This is a genomic window from Streptococcus sp. VTCC 12886, from assembly GCF_049893425.1.
GTDB lineage: Bacteria > Bacillota > Bacilli > Lactobacillales > Streptococcaceae > Streptococcus > Streptococcus suis_AA.
The window spans coordinates 22,118-40,814 of sequence record NZ_JBMVJB010000020.1 but is presented as its reverse complement, the minus strand read 5'-3'; the positions used below and the strand labels follow the sequence as shown (position 1 = coordinate 40,814).

The window sequence follows — 18,697 nt, the reverse complement described above, 5'->3', positions numbered from 1 at the left end:
GCAGAAGACATTGATGAACAAACCATGACTGCTTCAGACTTTAAGGCTTTAGCGACAGGTAATCCTTATCTCAAACTAAAAATGGAACTAGAGAATGAGTTGACGGTATTGGACAATCAAAAGCGTGCTTTCAATCGTTCTAAAGACGAGTATCGCCATACCATTGCTTACTGTGAGCAGAATCTCCCTGTATTAGAGAAACGCCTCAGTCAATATGACCGTGATATTGCCCAATCTTTGGCAACTAAGTCACAAGATTTTATCATGCGGTTTGACAATCAAATGATGGATAACCGTGCAGAAGCTGGAGACTATTTACGAAAACTCATTACCTATAACCGTTCTGAAACCAAAGAAGTAAGAACGCTTGCGACCTTTAGAGGGTTTGAGCTTAAAATGGCAACCAGAAGTCCTAGTGAGCCCTTGCCAGATATGGTGTCTTTAACCATTTCAGGAAGCAACCAGTATTCTGTCTCTTTAGACTTGAAATCAGACGTGGGAACGATTCAACGCATTACCAATGCCATTGACCATATTTTAGAAGACCAAGAAAAGACAGAAGAAATGGCTAACAATTTGAAAGATAAGCTATCAGTCGCAAGGGTTGAAGTAGAGAAGGTCTTTCCAAAAGAAGAAGATTATCAGCTGGTTAAAGCCAAATATGACATCCTTGCCCCCTTGGTTGAACAAGAAGCTGAGATTGAGGAAATCGATGCAGTACTAGCTAAATTCAATGAAACGAGTCAACCGCAACAGGACCAACAACTTTCGCTTGATTTTTAAGAAAAAGGCTGACAAAAAATAGTGAACGCGGTAAAATGAAGTCAAGAAATCACCAAAGGAGAATTGATTATGACCCAGACAGTAGAAGATATACGTTACCAATTAGAAGAATGGTTAGCACAAGGTTTTACAAGCTCCGAAGATAGAGCTAACTATCAAGCCTTAAAGGAACAATATGAAGATGAAACCCTTGATTACAGCTTTTCAAAGCGAGAAATCATTGGTCAATTAGAAGTTATCATCACGACTCGAGAGAATGACTTTCCAGACTTAGATGAAGTGACTAAAGGAGAGTATCTAGACCTGGTTGAACAACTTGATAATCTAGACAAGGGACAGGCAGATTATTATCGTAAGCAATTAGCGTAGAAAGAGGTACAGATATGATTGAACAAATTATTCAAAGTCTTTTCATTATCGCAGCGGTCGGACTGATTTTACTTGTCTTGTTTCAGATTGCGAAGATGCTTGGAAGCTTATTTGTCATTGGTTTAATCGGATTTTTAGCTTTCACAGAAGTCTATGGAATTTACCTCTTTTTTACAGAACGATACCTCTATGTGGAAGATTTAGCCACCAATGGTATTTTGAGCTTTACCACTTTCTATATTATTTTTAATCTTTTACTTGTCTTTGGACTTGTTAGAAAAGTTGTTAGAAGTCGGATGGCATAACTAATAGAGGTTGTGAAAAACTCAAATTTCCGACTTGCTGTTGAAAATTGGACAAAATAAAATGGCTTAGAATCAACGTTTTCTGACGACGTTACTCTAAGCCATTTACTATTTTTAAGACTTTTTGCCCAGCCTATTTCAGATGTTTATTCAATATTGACGTGTTATTCTGATAAATTGTTTTTTAGTAATTCAAGTTCTTCAGATGTTAAATCAGAAATTAATAGCTTGATTTTCTCGTTAGGTGAAACTTTTTCAGATAGCATCTGATTGAGTTTGTTACGTATTATTGGTTCATTAATAGTTTGTATTTCAATTTTAGTTTGTTCTATTAATGTAGGGGAAATAGTTGGTTGATTAAGGATATTTATGATTTTATTTAACTTACTTTGAGCAAAACTTCCATAGATATCACTTGTCTCCATTTCCTCATATATTATTTGTTGTATGTTTTTAGCAAAGGTATCAACTTGCTTTGAAATCACTTTTCCGTGATTTTCTTTTAGTGAAATCACATTATGATTTTTTATATCAGATAAAATAAATGGGGAATGGGTTGTAATAATAAACTGAAAAGTTGCATTTTGATAAGAAGGACTTGCAGTATCTAAAAAGTAAGTGCAGCATAAACTTAAGAGTTGAACCATTTTATTTGACCAAGAGGGATGGAACGATTCATCTATTTCATCTATTAAAATTATATGGTTCCCACTTTCAGCATTTGAAATCAATTCAATTAATTGTCCTAAAAATTGAATTAAATTTTCTTCTCCTGTAGACGATAGTTCATGTAACTTAAAAAATAAATTATCTTCAGGAAATACAACGATACCTTTAGAGTTTATTTTATTACAATGCAGAAGCTTTCTATATCCCATTAGAAAATCGTTAATCTCTTTTGTTTCTGATGAAAAATCAATAATGAATGAGTTATTATCTACTTCTAAGTGGTCAGAAGTTTTCCATAATAATTGCATTGCTTTTATTGAAAAATTAATAAAATCAGTAATTTGGTAGTTGTTATCTATGTTTACTTGAGGAAATTTATGTCTAAAATAATCTTGTAAAATTTTAGAAGTTTCATCAGTTTTAAGATATAAAATATCTATTTGAATACTTTGAAAGTTCAAAGCTAGATATTTATGAATTTGTTTTAAAAGTAGAACCTCAAGTTCTTCGTTCCAAAAATAGTATCCTTCCTTCAAGGTAAGCATTAAATTTATAAGAAAGGCAACTATTTGATTAATAAAATGAGATTGCAAATCATCTTTACCAAGCGTTAAGAGAAGTTTAGGAGGCTCAAAAAATCCTTTGATATAAATACCTTTATCAATTAATAAGGATTGTAGTTCATCATAAGACCAATATGAAATTCTATATTTCATTATTTTATTTGAGGGGAAGAAATCATTTATTTTTAGAAATCTAAATGCTTGAATAACATTATAATTAGAAGGAGGTTGACATAAGTATCTAGTGATCAAGTTATTGCCAAATAATGTGTCAATTTCGTCATTATTTTCACTAAAACTATATTGGTGATATTTTTTGAAAATGTAGTTTATGCTTCCGTTAGGAGTATCAGAAACAATTTGGTAGGTATCTCCTAGTTTTTTTAAAAAGCTAGTTTGAGTATCTCCAATAAGACCATCCCTAGTGTCTATAATATGATTATTAAATATTATTTGTTTTACAGCATGACTATTATTGAATTCAATAAAAATTGATTCATTTAGTTCATAGATAATAAAGTATTCATATTTACTTAAAAATTCTTTACGTTCTGAAAATTTAAAACCTATAAAATTTAGCAGAGATGTTTTTCCTACACCATTTATCCCTACAATTGCCGTGATATTTGTGACATTTTCTCCATAAAACTCGGCAATGTAGTTTGGATTTTTATTAATTGTTATTGTTTCATTCCAATCGAAGTTTATAGTGTACTCATCTGAAAAATGAAAAATTTGTTTGCTTATTAAATTTTCATAATCACGTATAATCAATCCTAAAAGTTTCATTTTCTACCTTTCTAAATTATTTAATTCAACATATACGTCCGAAATTAATTTTGACAGAGGCCTTCTATAGTAATCTTTTTCAGCAGTATACACACCAGTAAATAATCTATTGATGTCACTGTCCGATAATGGAATTATATTATTAATTTCGTTCAAATAATGTTCTGGAATAAAAATTTTCTTTAAAATTGCATCTAAAACGAGATCACTGTGTATTTGATATAGATTATGCAAATCTAATAAATCAAAATCCGTTTTGAAATCTTTATGAGTTTTTGAAGTAATATATATGGAATTATGATTGAACAAGAAATCACCATCTAATGGGTACCAACTAAATCTTAACCGTTGATTTGATGAAATCTTAACATTGTATGGGGACAATAAAAATGTATCAGTACCTTTATTCCTGTTACAACTTGGACAGGAAGGGATTAAATTATAAAAAGAGGCTGCAAAAATTGGGAATTGTGATTTTTTCCAAAAATGGTCTAATTCACAGGTGTTTTTATTATTGGAAGAATTCATAAAATTCCGATTACAGTAGGGGCATACTGATAAATGAGTTATAGATAGAATTTTTTTACGCCGGCTGTCTTTACTAATGGCATTATATACATTATTGATTAGATAATCTTTAATTGATACCGGTCTATTTCCTTTTATTTTTCTGTTACTTTTTATACTGAATTTATAATCTAAATTGATAATTTCTGAGTCTGCAACAAGCTCTTCAAGTTCATCATAAGAAAGTAGCATAATATCTAAAAATGGTGTATCTGAAAAATCTCTACCAAATATTTTTTGAAATACTGGTGCTATTTTTTTTCGACACCACTTATCTAAGTTTTTGCGATAAGCCGCCTTCATATGTTTATAAACTTCCTCACACAGATTTTTAACTTCTTCGTCACATATTTGATTAATTGTTATCATTTAATATCCCCTTAGGTGTCTGATTGGGTAATATTATATCGAATTGATTAAGAAAATGGAACAATCAGAGGATAAAGAATCTAACTTTTTCAATTTATTTAGGGATTACCTAAAGGTATAAAATCTAAATTTTCTATCAACTTTGAACCGTATTTATATTCTTGTGATAACTTTTTCAAGTCCATCTTGTTATCATGGTGCTATCTTATGGAAAAAGGAGATAGCACTAGTGATGTTAAATAAAATGAAGGCTCGGCTATTGATTGGTTTAGGAGGTCTAGCTGTGACTAGCTTTATGGTGATGATGGGTTACACCATTGGTTCTCAGTCTGTCACCAATCACACGCAGAAACAAATCCAGTCTGAGGCTCAAAAATTACTGACCAAAGAGAAAGAAAAAGAGAAGGCGAGTGTTCTCTCTGATGAGCTAGTCAAGGAATTCCTCACCCAATACTATACTAAGGAAAAACTGGGCGAGAACAACAACCGTATCAAGCCCTATATGACAGATTCTGCCTTTAAAGAAGAGGTAGCTCGTCAAGAAGATTCCATGAACCAGGTCTATAAAGACTATATGTTGGATTATCGCTTTGAGTCTGCCAATATCTATGTCAATACAGAAGCAAATGAAGCTTTTGCGGAAGTGTCTTATCAGGTTGTTTACGTGTCAGATGTCAGTGACAAGGCTCAGAAAAGTACACAGACAGAAACGACCTCTCTTAAACTATCTTATGCCAAATTGTCAGATAAACTCCTTGTCAATCAGGTAACCATTTGGAAAGGCAAGCTAGAGGACTTGAAAGAGTCTTCTGATGAAGTAAATTCAAGTATTCCAAAGATTCAAGGCACTACTACAAGTGAGACCAACTAGCAGGAGTTCATCTTCTGCTTTTTTTTGATAAGGAGATGAGATGACTAGAATTGAAAGAATGAAACAAAAGGCAATTTTAGACGTAGCAGAAAGTCTAGGTTATTCATTTAAACACCTATCAGGGCAAGTCTATGAACATCCAGAACACGATTCCTTTAGGATTTTTGCAGACACCAATACCTTTAAATGGTTTTCACGTGACGTACAGGGAGATGTGATTGATTTTGTTCAGTTAATGACGGGAGTGTCTTTTAAAAAAGCCCTGTCTTACCTTGAAACTGGAGACTTTGAACAAACTAAGATCGTCGAAGAGACTTACCAACCCTTTCGTTATTATCTAAGAGAAGAACCATTTGACCAAGCACGAACTTACTTAAATGATATTCGTGGTTTAAGTGATGACACTATCAATGCTTTTGGCAGACAAGGTCTATTAGCACAGGCTCATTACCAGACAAAGACCTTTCAGGAATCAGTTCTTGTCTTTAAGAGTTACAATCACCTTGGCCAACTAGAGTGGGCAAGTCTTCAAGGGCTTGTCAAAGATAATCAGAGACATAATCGAGGTTACCTCAAGAAAATCATGAAAGACTCTCATGGCTATATAGGGATGAGCTTTGATATTGGAAAACCGAAACGCCTTATCTTTTGTGAATCGGTGATTGATATGATGAGTTATTATCAACTCCATCAGAAGCAGTTATCAGATGTTCGTTTGGTTTCTATGGAAGGCTTAAAACTCTCTGTGATTGCGTATCAGACTTTACGATTAGCAGCTGAGGAACAAGGCAAACTTGAGTTTTTAGATACTGTCAAACCAAGTCGATTAACGCATTACCTTCATGCTATACAAGAGACGACTACCTTCTTTCAGACGCACCCAGGCTTATTAACCTTGGCTGTTGACAATGATGAAGCAGGGAGAGATTTTTGTCAGAAATTATCTGAGAAAGGACTTCCCACTGAAACAGACTGTCCACCATTACAGGAACTGGAAACTAAAGCAGATTGGAATGATATTGTAAAATATCAAAATAATTATTCTCTAAAAGATGTGATTCAATCGGCCAAGTTACAAGTTATCCGAAGCAATCCTCCGCCTAGAAAAAATACCGCTTTAGAGTTGTGATAACAAAATCAAGTTTCTTAGCTTAATCTAGAAAGTGATAAGGAGGACAGCCTATGAGTGTGATTGAACGCCTAGCTGAAAGAGTGGCTAGGCAAGAGGAAAAAGTTGCGAAAGAAACGGAAAAACTAGAAACTTATCGCAGTCAATTACAAACAGCGATGTATCAAACCTTTATCAAACGCCAACAAAACAGTCCTTGGACATTTGATGAAGCATTGACGCAAGCCTTTGGCCAAGATGAACAAAAAACAATACCATCAGATAATAGAAACGAGGAATAACACATGACAAAAGACTGGACCTTTGACCAACCCTTAGATGATAACACACCGACATCTTCATCGGAAGAACGTGCGAAGATTGCAGCACTATTTCATAAAGAAAACCAAGAGGGCACTGAAGATGTTGATTATGTGGCAGCCTTTGAAATGGAACAACAAAAATCTAAAAATCAGATGCCTCCACAGCAAAAACCTCAAAAGCAATCTATACCAGAAGTGCAGCTCTCCTCAACCATTACAAACGACTACAAGCAATACCTAGCTGATGTGATGGCTCAGAATAATGAAGACATTCTTCAAAGTCAGAAGAAAATTGAAGAGCTGCACCAGTTGATTGATGACAAAAATAAGCAAAATAAGAAATTACAAGCCATTTCAGCAGCTATTGATGACTTGTAACGATGAGCAGTCCTGACAAGGGCTGCTTTTTATGGGGAGAGAAGATGAAGTTATTCAAAAAACGAACACAACATCAAGATACTTTTAAGCGTCTTATTCATCGGTTATCAGGAATGTCTGAATCGGACTTACATAAGGTCAACCAATTATTAGATGTCGTTTTTGACGCTACACGTCAAACTATCCAAGATGAAAAAAAGTCTCCTGAAATATTGCTAAAGGAGCCTATATTAGATGAGACCATAACTGAAGCTAAGAATAAATTGAAGACTGAGCAACTCGAAAAACGGATAGAGCAATTTAGGCAGGCGAAGAAACCAAAAAGCGAATAACGCACCAAAAATGGTGCGTTATTCGCTTTTTGTGTTATAATAAAAGTAACTAATAGGAGGACATTAGCAATGATTGGAGATAATATCAAATCGTTACGTAAAACCCATGATTTAACACAACCAGAATTCGCAAAGATTGTTGGAATTTCTCGAAATAGTTTGAGCCGTTATGAAAATGGGACAAGCTCGTTATCAACAGAGCTCATAGACCGTATCTGTCAGAAATTTAAAGTATCATATGTTGATATTGTAGGAGAAGAAAAAATGTTAACACCAGTGGAAGATTATCAATTAACTTTAAAAATTGAAGTTATCAAAGAGCGTGGTGCTGCGATTTTAGCTCAGCTTTACCGTTACCAAGATAGTCAGGGCATTACCTTTGACGATGAAACAAATCCTTGGATTTTAATGAGTGATGACTTGTCTGATCTAATCAATACAAAGGTTTATCTTGTTGATAGATTTGAAGAAGTCGAGCGCTATAATGGCTATTTAGACGGCATTGAGCGCATGCTGGATTTAGCTCGTCATCAGGTGGTGTCTTAATGCTGTTAGAAGAATTTAGCAAGGATGATTTTGAGTTAGCCTTAAGACGAACTATTCGTTCCTTAACTCGTGGTAAAACGACATCAGTAACCCCAAAAGCCATCTTACTTGGTGGGCAAAGCGGAGCAGGTAAGACAACGATACACCGTATCAAGCAGAAAGAGTTCCAAGGCAATATCATTATTATTGACGGTGACAGCTATCGTTCTTTACACCCGAATTATCTAGCATTGCAAGAGAAGTATGGTAAGGATAGCGTGGATTATACCAAAGGCTTTGCAGGAAAAATGGTGGAACAGCTTGTGGATGAACTCAGTAAACAAGGTTATCATTTGTTAATCGAAGGAACTTTGAGAACGACAGAAGTACCAAGAAAAACAGCTCGGCTATTGAAATCACGAGGCTACCAAGTCTCACTAGCATTGATAGCAACTAAGCCTGAATTGTGCTATCTCAGCACCTTAATTCGTTACGAGGAAGTCTATGCCGTAAATCCAAATCAAGCTAGAGCAACCCCTAAAGAACATCACGATGGTATTGTAGAGCATTTAGTTGATAACTTACGAGAGTTAGAAACTGATAAACTCTTTGATGAGATTCAAATTTACCAGAGAGACAGACGGTGTGTCTATGACTCTGAAATTGATGATGGTTCAGCAGCAGAAGTACTACAAGAATGCCTCTTCGGAAAATGGAGCAAGGTGGAGGAAGAGATGATGAAGGTAGGACAGGAATTGTTGATGGAGTTTTTGGAAATGAAAAAAAGTAGAATTTATGAAAATAAAAAAAATTAATGTTCAAAATTATCGTTTATTGAAGGATTTTTCTTTAGAGTTGAAGAGTGAATTGTCATTAATTGTGGGAAAAAATAATTGCGGTAAAACCTCAGTTTTATCTGTATTGGAAAAGATAATCAATAAAAGTTCTAGTTTAACCTGGGAAGATATAAATTTGTATCATAGAAAAGTAATTTTTGAAAATATAAAAAAGGTTGCGTATACCCCTGACTCGGAATTAGAACCTATTTTAGGAATAAACCTTCAAATTTGGATTCAGTACTCAGAAGAAGATTCTTATCAAAACATCCAGCCACTTATGATGGATTTAAATCCTGATAATAATTATATTATTCTTGATTTTTCGTATATAGTCCCTATTTCGAGACTTCATGACTTAAATACCGAAATAAGCAATTTTTCAGATGATTTTTCAAAATTTGAGTCATTTATGAAGAAGAGCATGAGTAAATTTTTTGAGATGCAGATTAACTCACGGGGATATAATCCTGATACACAGAAATTGACAGAAGAAAAGTCTGATTTACTTGAAATGAAAGATATTCATAAACTTATTAAAATAAGAGGGATTAGAGCTAATCGAGAAGTATCAAATAAAGAAAATAATCATTCATTATCTAAAACATCAAATCTATTTTATAAATCAAATAATGGTGATGATATTGACAATGCTACAAAAAATTTACTTCAATCTGCAATTACAGAGGCAGATGAAGCTTTAACCAAGGCATATAGTGGTGATGGTGAAGACGATGGGGTTTTCACCTCGATCTTTGAAAGAGTAAAAAAATTTGGTGGAAATGATAGTGAATCAGAGTTGGAAATTCATTCATCTCTTTCTGAGAAAGACATTTTGAGTAATAATACAACACTATACTATAGGCATGACGATAGTTTATTACCAGAAACATACAATGGTTTGGGATATTTAAATCTATATGGGATGATTTTTGAAATAGAGACGTTGATGGCAGATATCAAAAATAATCCTGCTGATATTAATTTAGTTTATATTGAGGAGCCAGAGTCGCATACACATCCACAATTGCAATATGTTTTTATCAAGAATATTAAAGGTTTGCTGAAGGAACATGATGATGAACTAAAAGCAAGTGGATATACTAGTGGTATTCAAACTTTAATTACCACTCATTCATCACACATAGTGTCTGATTGCAACTTTGATGATTTAATTTATTTTAAGCGTGATAATGGCACAGTTATATCAAAGGCTTTTAATTCATTGAAAGAAGAATATGAAGATGATAAACTTGGGTACAGATTTGTTAAGCAGTATTTGACACTCAATAGTAGTGAACTATTTTTTGCTGATAAAGTCATTTGTATTGAAGGTGACACGGAAAGAATTTTACTGCCAACAATGATGCAAAAAGTGGATATAGCAACTCCAATAGAACAAGGTTCAAATATAATGCCATTACTTTCTCAAAACATTTCAATCATTGAAACAGGTGCTCATTCACAAGTGTTTAGGAAATTTTTTGACTTTTTAGGGATAAAAGTATTGATAATTACTGATATTGATCCTGTAAATAAAAATGAAAAGAATCGTTTTATCGCTTGTTCAGCAGTAAATGCTACATCTACGTCAAATACTTCTCTTAAAAGTTTCTTCAATATTTCAGGAGATGGAATTTTTTCAACAGTAACTCAAAAAAGTTTTGCTGAAAAAATAACACCAGATAATAGAATCCGTATTGCATATCAAATTCCCGAAGATAACAATGGTTATCAGCCTGCTAGTTTTGAAGATTCCTTTATCGGTTTAAATAAAGAATTCATTATTAAACAAAAAGATGGTCTTATTGAATATGAAGCTTTAAAAAACTTTGATGATTATGAAATAGAAGATTTCTATACATTTGCTAGGAATAAAGTGAACAAAAAGTCTGCCTTTGCATCAAGTTTATTATACTTTGAAGATGAAGAAAATACTTGGAAAGTACCTAAATATATTTCGGAGGGATTATTATGGTTACGAAAACAGTAGAGCCAGAAGTAGAAAAAGTATTTGAAGCAATAAAACAAAGTCAAAATTTTATTCTTGAAGGCGGTGCTGGAAGTGGTAAAACTTATTCGCTAATTTCAATTATTGAAAAAATATCGATTGAAGAACCTAAAAAATCAATTGTATGTATTACCTATACTAATAATGCTGTTGCAGAAATTAAATCACGAATAATTAATGATAATTTATGGGTATCAACAATTCATGAGTTTATCTGGCATATCATTGGAAATTTCCAAAAAGAGATTAAAGAATGTCTTGTTGAGTTAATAAATGATGATTCACAAAAGTTATTTGTTTCACCAAAGGATGTAATTGAAGAAGAAAGTATTTCACTTGATTACTTTGATGATGTCCGTGTTGACTATGCTGAATGGTACTCTATGAGTATAACAGAGCAAAATAAAGTCCAAATAAGTCATGACCATATTCTAATAGTTGCCGAAAAAATGTTTTCAAAATATAAGAAGTTATGTGATGTTTTAGCGGATACTGCAAACTATATTTTTGTTGACGAATATCAAGATACAAGTCCACTAATTGTGAAAATATTATTAGAGCATCTTCAAAAGAGTACTAAGAAAAATGTTGTAGGCTTTTTTGGAGATTCTATGCAAGCTATTTATGATTCAGGGGTAGGAGACTTAAATTCTTATAATTTGGCAAAGATACAAAAAACTCAAAATCGTCGTAATCCTAAAAAAGTTATTGATTTAGCCAATAAAGTTAGAAATGATGGTTTAGTTCAAACTCCCTCCAACGATGATACGGCTCCCAATATGGACGATGGGAGTGTCATTGCTGGAACAGTGAAATTTGTCTACGGGAACGATATTAATCAACTTGATGTTCTTAGAAATAGTAAACTATATAAAGCTTTAGAATTTGATATAGCTAAAAAAACAAAAGAATTACGTCTGACACATAAACTTAATGCAGAAATGGCAGGTTTCTCTAAGTTATTTGAATTATATAATACTGATTTATTTGTGAAATTAATTACAGGTATAAAGAAAAAAATCAATGAAAATAAGATAGCTGATAAAGGAAAAACGTTTGAAGAACTATTAGAAGAAGCTAAAATAGCTGTCGGAAAGGGAGGTCCATTAATAATTGATGTGGTTAATTCCATCCCAGAACTTTTGGCTTTTTACGATGAAATTAAGACGTGCTCGTTTGAAGAAGTTAGTAATAAGAGTAAAGTTAATAAAGAATCGCTGTTAGCTTATAAATTAAATGGATTAAGTAGTAGATATGAAGCGGGCACAGATAGGGATAGGATTCTAAAAAGGTTAGATTTAATCTATGAGCTATTAGAGCTGTATAAAACAGGTAAGCATAATGAATTCTTACGTATCACTAAATTTAATATAACTTCATCAGAAGATAAAATTAGTCTATCTAAAGTTATGACAAAAATCTCTGTTGATGATATTACAATTGGAAAAGTCATAGAACTTGCAGAGGAAAGTGGATTAATTTCAAAGGATGACTTATTTACTAATTTTATTGAAAGTAGGGGACATTATTTATGGTCACGACTTAAGATAATGCCATTTCAAGAATATGTAAATAGTATTGCTTATCTCAGAGAATATGTATCTGTTATAACGCAGCATAAGGTTAAAGGTAGTGAATATGATAATGTTTTAGTTTTATTAGATAATGGAAAATGGAATCAATATAATTTTAATAGCCTATTTGGTAAAGGTTCAGTTAATGAGAATGTCCAAAAAAGAACTAAGAAGTTATTCTATGTTGCAATTACTAGAGCAATGAAAAATTTAATTGTTTACATGCCGAGTAATGATAGTCAGATTATTCAAAAAGCACAAGATTTTTTTGAACCAAATGATATTATTGATGTTTTGTCTTTAGTTGATGAGTAAATTAAAGACATTTACTGAGTTAAATTTAGTAAGGAGGAATATTATTATGTTAGAAAATAATTTACTTGAATTTGATATTACAGGTATTTTAGGCTCCGAAATTAATCAACATATTGATTTTTACAATGATGAAGTTGAGAAAGCCTATACCGCAATAAAAAATAACGATGAAAATACTGCCTTAGCTATCCTACGAGCATTAAAATCACAGTTAGATAGAGAATATAAGTATTTTGATTCCAAGAGATTCAGGAGTTTCAACAATTTAAATGATGCATATAGCTATGTTGATGGTATAAATAGAGCGAGTAGAGCATTAGTAGGTGCACCTAATTATCGTAATATGAAATCTATGTTATATGATATTCAGGATTATATGACTAGATCTAAATATGCAGATAATTTATATTATGGAAATATATTTGCCTTAACGGTCGATAATCGGTTAGAAGAGATGACAAATCAAGAGTATCATTCCAAAGCAGGTAAATTACTTCAAACTATTAGAGAATTTTATCTTCGATCAGGGAAAGGGACTGCAAAAGAATGTATTAAACTATCTAAAGGTTTTTCTTCAAAGAATTTAGAACCGTATATTTTTAAAGAGTATTTTGCTAAATATTTAAGATAGTTTCCGAGAGCTACCCAGCTCTCTTTTTTCTTACTCTCATTTTTCATACTGTGATAACTTTTCCAAATCATCCTTGTTATCCTAATAACATTCCTAAGAAAATCAAGACTTGATTTTCTACTGGGGGGTTGGGGGCGAAGCCACCAAGTTATCTTATCGTTGGCTGTTAAAACTGGAAAGTTTTGGTCGGCTGGCGATATGATTTTTTGGGTATTGTGACCACAATGCCTGAGCTCGCAAAGACCGAACAAGAAGCTACTGAGGTATTTAGGAATCGTACTGACAATGTGAGGCAGCCTGACACTGTCAGACAAATATAATGTTGAAAGGATAGTAGGATGGGACAAGAAATTAAGTTAATCCGTAAGCAATTTAGAATCACGAGACAAGAAGAAAAACAGATAAAAGAAATGATGAGGGAACAAAAAGTGGATAGTTTCTCAGAATTTCTTCGTCAAAATTTGTTGAAAAAGAATTATCAGGATAGAATTTTTGAAAGTTGTTTTTCCCTTTGGCAGTCTCAAAAGTTGGAACAAATTAGTCGAGATGTGCATGAAGTTCTAGTTGTCGCAAGAGAGAATCATCAAGTGACTCAAGAGCACGTGTCAATCTTATTGACCTGCGTTCAAGAATTGATTGCGGAAGTCAATCAAGTGCAGCCACTCAGTCGTGAGTTTCGTGAAAAATACATGAGATAGGAGACTACTATGGTCTATCGTTATCGTACCAATCTCAAAAAAGTATTTCTAACAGATTCAGAATTACATCAATTGAATGAACGAATTGCTAAGAGTCACTGTCAAAATTTCTCGGTCTATGCCAGAAAAGTGTTGCTTAATCCCAATATGTCTTTTGCCACAATTAACACTGAAACTTATGACCAGTTAGGTTTTGAATTGAGACGGATTGGAAATAACATCAATCAAATTGCGCGTGCCATCAATCAAAGTCATCTGATTTCCCAGGAACAGTTACAAGAATTAAGTAAGGGAGTTAGTGAGTTGATTACTGGAGTAGAGAAAGAATTTCAAGTGGAAGTGAAAAGACTGAAGGAGTTCTATGGTAGTCACTAAACATTTTGCGACGCACGGAAAAAAATATCGCAGGCGTTTGATTAAGTATATCCTCAATCCCGATAAAACGGGCAATTTGAAATTGGTATCTGATTTTGGCATGAGTAATTACTTAGATTTTCCTAGCTATGAAGAAATGGTTGACATGTACAATGTCAATTTTACCAATAACGACAAGTTGTACGAATTTAGAAATGACCGACAAGAAAAACATCAACAAAATATCCATGCCCATCACCTCATCCAATCATTTTCTCCCGAGGATAATCTGACACCTGAAAAAATTAACCGCATTGGTTATGAGACCATGATGGAATTAACAGGAGGCCGTTTTCGTTTTATCGTGGCAACTCATACAGACAAAAATCATGTTCATAATCACATCCTAATCAACGCCATTGATCGTAATTCAGATAAAAAGTTGATATGGAATTATGCCTTGGAACGCAACCTTCGTATGGTTTCAGACCGCATTTCTAAAATGGCAGGGGCAAAAATTATCGAGAAGCGTTACTCGTATCGAGACTATCAAAAATATAGGCAGTCTAGTCATAAATTTGAATTAAAGCAACGTCTTTATTTTTTGATGCAGCACTCAAAGTCCTTTGATGATTTTTTAGAAAAAGCGGTGCAGTTACATGTTCATATTGATTTTAGTCAGAAGCATAGTCGATTCATGATGACAGATAGAGCCATGACAAAGCCAATTCGAGGACGCCAACTCAGTAAACGAGATTTATATGATAAAGAATTTTTTCGTACACATTTTGCCAAGCAAGAGATTGAAAGTCGATTAGAATTTCTGTTGAACTGTGTTAATTCATTAGAGGAGCTACTATTAAAAGCGAAAGAATTGAATCTAACTGTTGACTTAAAGCACAAAAATGCAACTTTTATCCTGGAAGAAGATAATCAAAAGATAAGTTTGGGTCATAAAAAAATAAGTGATAAGAAATTATATGATGTCAATTTTTTTCAAGATTACTTTAAAAATAAGGAAGTCGGGGATTCAGAAGGATTAGATAATTTACGGGAACAGTACCACGCTTTTCAAGAAGAACGAGATAAGGATAAAGTATCCACTGAAGACATTGAGGAAGCCTTTGAGACACTTAAGGAAAAACGAGATGCCGTCCACGAATTTGAAGTGGAACTTGCAGAGCACCAAATAGAGAAGCTAGTTGATGAGGGTGTTTATATTAAGGTGTCTTTTGGTATAAAGCAGAGCGGTCTTATTTTCATTCCCAACTATCAATTAGATATTCTTGAAGAAGAGAATCAGACAAAATATAAAGTCTATATCCGTGAGACCACCTCATACTTTGTCTATAACAAAGAACATTCGGATAAGAATCAGTATATAAAAGGACGAACCTTGATTAGACAGCTAACCAACGAAAGTCGAGTAATACCATACAGAAGACCGACTGTTGAGCGACTTCAAGAAAAGATTTCTGAGATTAACCTCTTGATTGAGTTAACAGAGACAGACAAAAGATACCAAGACATTAAAGACGAACTAGTCGCAGAAATAGCTGAGCTAGATATCAAACTGAATCAAACCAATGAAAAAATCGCCACCTTGAATAAGATGGCGGAAGTGCTTATCAACCTAAAGAGAGATAATCCGAATAGTCGAAAACTAGCAAGGTATGACTTTTCAAAACTAAATTTGACAGAATCAATTACACTAGAACAAGTGACCGAGGAAATAAAAGTGCTGCAAGAGGAGCTAGGTTATTATCTTGATGAGTATGAGGGATTGACTAGAAGGTTAGAAACACTTGTGAAAATTCTCAGCACAAAAAAACATACCGACCTAAAATTTCAAGAAGATATTTCTCTAGAATAAACAAATTTTGACGAGTGGAAAAGTAGAGAAGTCTTCGCAATTAAATACATATATGAGATAGAATTTGAACATGATGAAACAAGTTATGTTTTTTTGAATAAACTAAACGTACCCATATCGAGAAACTAAACTTTATCGTTCGCAAAATGGCTTACCGCTTAGTTTTTCTCGATAATAAATATTTTGACATGTTCGCGGATGCAGAGTATGTCCTAAAATTATAGGCAGAGTAGTTGATGAAGTTCTTTCAGAAAATTTTATAGTATATGTAGAAGAATCCCCGCTGTACAGTTCAGAGTATTAATGTATAATGGGATTTTATTTTTTATAGAGATATTAGGTTTTCAACTTCAACATATCTAATTTCGTAGCTATCATCAGAACTAGCTACAACAGACATAGTATACTCTTCAGAGATAGAAAAATTTTTATACAAAATATCTTTAAGGATTCTATCTCCATCAATTATTTTTTTCTTATCAAGAAAAAGTGAGAAAGAATCTAATTCTTTATATAGCCCTTTACCTAAAAATTTTACATAACTTTCTTTAACTGTCCAAATTTTGAAAAATTCTTTTATTAATAATCTATGGAGAGATATACTAGCTAGGTATTCCTTTTCAGAAGTGCTAAAGAAAGATATAATTTCCTCAAACTTTTCGATATGTTTCTGTATATCTATTCCAACCATTTTATTTGAAATAGCACATGTAACATACTTTCCTGAATGAGAAATGCTATAGAAGATATCTTTTCTGCTTAAACTTGGTTTTCCAAATTCATTATATACTAAACCCTCTCCAAATAAATCAATTCCAAATTCACTTAACCCAATTTTAAGTAATTTTAATGAATTAATTGATCTTTGAATTTCGCTTTTATTTTTAGATTTTAATCTATACGATGGTATTTTATTTAAAAAATCATAATCAATGATTTGAGAATCTGACTTGGATATATCAGATATTAAAATTAACATTAGTTACACCCTCTAATTTATCATGTTGTTAATTATTTTTGATACTTGACTCAAATTTGAAGTAATAAAAAAGTGATCTCCCTCGACTGGGTAATAATTAATGTCGTTTGCACATAATAATTGCCATTTGTTTATTTCGTCATACGAAATGGAGTCTTTTGTGCCATAAAAAATAATTGTCTTGGTTTTTATCTGTTGATCATGGTCACTTAATTCATAGTCATTGTAGACTTTGAAATCGTTTAATATTATAGGCTTAAAAAAGTTAAAGATTTCTTCATTGTTTAAAATTTCTTTAGGTGTAGCATTATACTCAACTAAGATGTCTTTTAACTTTGCATCCGTTTCTAAATCATAATTTTTCTTATACATTGGTGGTTTGGTTGCTGAAATAAAAATTTTATCAGGATTATTAAACTCTGACTGTTCAATTTTTTTACAAATCTCATAAGTGAATAGACCGCCTAGGCTATGTCCAAAGATACTATATTTTTCTGCATCAGAGATTTCGGAGATAATTTTATTGTAAAGAAATTCAAGATTTTTAGAAAATGTATCCAATAGATTCATGTTTATATTCATGCCGTGACCAGGTAAGTCTATTGGAATTATAGTGCAATTTCTAAATAAATTTTTCCAAGAGGAGTAGATTGATGATGAGCCACCAGCGTATGGGAGACAAAAAATTTTCATGATGATACCTCAAGCCATTAGTTCTATTAAATTATGAGTTCATTATAATATATATAAACAGCTTTTTCAATGATTTTTTGTTCATATATAAAGAATTTTGAGTTGAAATATGAACCATGGTTCACAAAATTCTTGCAAATAGAAAATAAATGAACTATAATTCATTTATAAGATTTAAAATTATTTTGAGGTAATAACTATGGCAAAAGATGATAATAAACAAAAATTAATAAAGGCTACAGATGCTCTCTTAAAAGATAGAAGCATAACTTCTATTACAACAAAAGAGATTACAAAAGCAGCAGGAGTTTCTGTGGGAGTTTTTTATAATTATTTTAGTAGTAAGGAAGATGTTTTTAAAGAATTAATCAAGATATTTTTTAACTATTCTTTAAAGCAAATGGAAGTCTTGCGAAAAGAAGTTACAGGAAAGAATATTCGTTCAGAAATAAAATTCAAAGAATTTCTAATTAATGGAGTAGATAATAATTGGGAAAATCATTTTTTAAATAGTGATATTCTGTTACTTTCTAGAAAAGATGAAGAGTTTCAAAAATTAATGATTTATTTTAATCAAAAGATGGTTTCCATTGTTGTAGAGATACTAACAGTTATTAATCCAGAATTACAAGAAGATTCAGCTGTACTAAAAGCGAAAATGATTATGAATTTAATTCAAAATTCCTACCCTAGCTTTTCAAAATTTGATAGTGAGGATGAAAAAGAGAAATACATTGAAACATTTGTGAATGTTATTTTTAGTATTAGTTTTAATGAATAAG

20 protein-coding genes and 1 pseudogene are annotated in these 18,697 nt (G+C 32.5%); 17 read left to right on the top strand and 4 right to left on the bottom strand.

The features are described from left to right. From ACPC57_RS07235 to ACPC57_RS07225, 3 genes and pseudogenes are all read left to right on the top strand, one after another. Window positions 1-783 (top strand): annotated as a pseudogene (locus ACPC57_RS07235) (hypothetical protein); the annotation flags it as partial. 69 nt (window positions 784-852) lie between these two features. Further along, window positions 853-1,152 carry a DUF5962 family protein gene (locus ACPC57_RS07230; RefSeq protein WP_000195243.1) on the top strand — a complete coding sequence of 100 codons (300 nt, stop codon included), beginning with the start codon at window positions 853-855 and terminating at the stop codon, window positions 1,150-1,152. A 14-nt stretch (window positions 1,153-1,166) separates the two neighbouring features. Then, the gene (locus tag ACPC57_RS07225; RefSeq protein ID WP_065736409.1) at window positions 1,167-1,457 is read left to right on the top strand and encodes a DUF5966 family protein; all 291 of its coding nucleotides are present in this window, start codon (window positions 1,167-1,169) and stop codon (window positions 1,455-1,457) included. Between the two features lie 164 nt (window positions 1,458-1,621). Here the strand turns inward: ACPC57_RS07225 and ACPC57_RS07220 are convergent, their stop codons facing one another. After that, entirely contained in the window at window positions 1,622-3,478 is a 1,857-nt protein-coding gene (locus ACPC57_RS07220) for an AAA family ATPase (protein ID WP_434066603.1), read from the bottom strand. Window positions 3,479-3,481: 3 nt separating this feature from the next. After that, on the bottom strand, window positions 3,482-4,414 hold the full coding sequence (locus ACPC57_RS07215; RefSeq protein WP_434066602.1) for an HNH endonuclease: 933 nt from the start codon (window positions 4,412-4,414) through the stop codon (window positions 3,482-3,484). A 232-nt stretch (window positions 4,415-4,646) separates the two neighbouring features. Between ACPC57_RS07215 and ACPC57_RS07210 the strand changes: the two genes are divergently transcribed. The 13 genes from ACPC57_RS07210 to ACPC57_RS07150 all read left to right on the top strand — a co-directional run bounded on the left by ACPC57_RS07210 (window position 4,647) and on the right by ACPC57_RS07150 (window position 16,243). After that, window positions 4,647-5,285: a peptidylprolyl isomerase gene (locus tag ACPC57_RS07210; RefSeq protein ID WP_065736412.1), complete on the top strand. Its 639-nt coding sequence runs from the start codon at window positions 4,647-4,649 to the stop codon at window positions 5,283-5,285. 40 nt (window positions 5,286-5,325) lie between these two features. Continuing rightward, window positions 5,326-6,414 carry a DNA primase gene (locus ACPC57_RS07205; RefSeq protein WP_434066601.1) on the top strand — a complete coding sequence of 363 codons (1,089 nt, stop codon included), beginning with the start codon at window positions 5,326-5,328 and terminating at the stop codon, window positions 6,412-6,414. A 53-nt stretch (window positions 6,415-6,467) separates the two neighbouring features. After that, window positions 6,468-6,695 carry a DUF5965 family protein gene (locus ACPC57_RS07200; protein WP_065736414.1) on the top strand — a complete coding sequence of 76 codons (228 nt, stop codon included), beginning with the start codon at window positions 6,468-6,470 and terminating at the stop codon, window positions 6,693-6,695. Window positions 6,696-6,698: 3 nt separating this feature from the next. Further along, window positions 6,699-7,094, top strand: a complete 396-nt coding sequence (locus ACPC57_RS07195) for a DUF5945 family protein (RefSeq protein ID WP_065736415.1) — start codon at window positions 6,699-6,701, stop codon at window positions 7,092-7,094. A gap of 44 nt (window positions 7,095-7,138) precedes the next feature. Continuing rightward, a complete protein-coding gene (locus ACPC57_RS07190) occupies window positions 7,139-7,426 on the top strand; it encodes a hypothetical protein (RefSeq protein ID WP_434066600.1) in 288 nt (95 codons plus the stop codon). Window positions 7,427-7,495: 69 nt separating this feature from the next. Further along, window positions 7,496-7,972 (top strand): type II toxin-antitoxin system antitoxin PezA, encoded by a 477-nt coding sequence (gene pezA, locus ACPC57_RS07185; RefSeq protein WP_434066599.1) that lies wholly within the window; start codon window positions 7,496-7,498, stop codon window positions 7,970-7,972. Then, window positions 7,972-8,766: a type II toxin-antitoxin system toxin PezT gene (pezT, locus tag ACPC57_RS07180; RefSeq protein ID WP_434066598.1), complete on the top strand. Its 795-nt coding sequence runs from the start codon at window positions 7,972-7,974 to the stop codon at window positions 8,764-8,766. Before pezA ends, pezT begins: the two co-directional genes overlap by 1 nt. After that, window positions 8,747-10,780 carry an ATP-dependent nuclease gene (locus ACPC57_RS07175; RefSeq protein ID WP_434066597.1) on the top strand — a complete coding sequence of 678 codons (2,034 nt, stop codon included), beginning with the start codon at window positions 8,747-8,749 and terminating at the stop codon, window positions 10,778-10,780. Before pezT ends, ACPC57_RS07175 begins: the two co-directional genes overlap by 20 nt. Next, window positions 10,762-12,687, top strand: coding sequence for a UvrD-helicase domain-containing protein (locus ACPC57_RS07170; protein ID WP_093528631.1), 1,926 nt, complete (start codon window positions 10,762-10,764; stop codon window positions 12,685-12,687). The genes ACPC57_RS07175 and ACPC57_RS07170 overlap by 19 nt, the downstream gene beginning before the upstream one ends. Window positions 12,688-12,733: 46 nt before the next feature. Continuing rightward, window positions 12,734-13,318, top strand: coding sequence for a hypothetical protein (locus ACPC57_RS07165; RefSeq protein WP_434066596.1), 585 nt, complete (start codon window positions 12,734-12,736; stop codon window positions 13,316-13,318). A gap of 338 nt (window positions 13,319-13,656) precedes the next feature. After that, entirely contained in the window at window positions 13,657-14,016 is a 360-nt protein-coding gene (locus ACPC57_RS07160; protein ID WP_270336251.1) for an SAG1252 family conjugative relaxosome accessory protein, read from the top strand. 9 nt (window positions 14,017-14,025) lie between these two features. Then, window positions 14,026-14,391, top strand: coding sequence for a MobC family plasmid mobilization relaxosome protein (locus tag ACPC57_RS07155; RefSeq protein ID WP_270336250.1), 366 nt, complete (start codon window positions 14,026-14,028; stop codon window positions 14,389-14,391). After that, window positions 14,378-16,243, top strand: a complete 1,866-nt coding sequence (locus ACPC57_RS07150; RefSeq protein ID WP_434066595.1) for an SAG1250 family conjugative relaxase — start codon at window positions 14,378-14,380, stop codon at window positions 16,241-16,243. Before ACPC57_RS07155 ends, ACPC57_RS07150 begins: the two co-directional genes overlap by 14 nt. Before the next feature lie 325 nt (window positions 16,244-16,568). Here ACPC57_RS07150 and ACPC57_RS07145 read toward each other — a convergent pair whose 3' ends face one another. Both ACPC57_RS07145 and ACPC57_RS07140 read right to left on the bottom strand, forming a co-directional pair. Beyond that, window positions 16,569-17,222, bottom strand: coding sequence for a 4'-phosphopantetheinyl transferase family protein (locus ACPC57_RS07145; protein WP_434066594.1), 654 nt, complete (start codon window positions 17,220-17,222; stop codon window positions 16,569-16,571). A 12-nt stretch (window positions 17,223-17,234) separates the two neighbouring features. Then, the gene (locus ACPC57_RS07140) at window positions 17,235-17,915 is read right to left on the bottom strand and encodes a thioesterase II family protein (RefSeq protein ID WP_434066593.1); all 681 of its coding nucleotides are present in this window, start codon (window positions 17,913-17,915) and stop codon (window positions 17,235-17,237) included. A gap of 199 nt (window positions 17,916-18,114) precedes the next feature. Here ACPC57_RS07140 and ACPC57_RS07135 point away from each other — a divergent pair, with 199 nt between their 5' ends. Next, on the top strand, window positions 18,115-18,696 hold the full coding sequence (locus ACPC57_RS07135) for a TetR/AcrR family transcriptional regulator (protein ID WP_434066592.1): 582 nt from the start codon (window positions 18,115-18,117) through the stop codon (window positions 18,694-18,696). Window position 18,697: the final 1 nt, after the last annotated feature.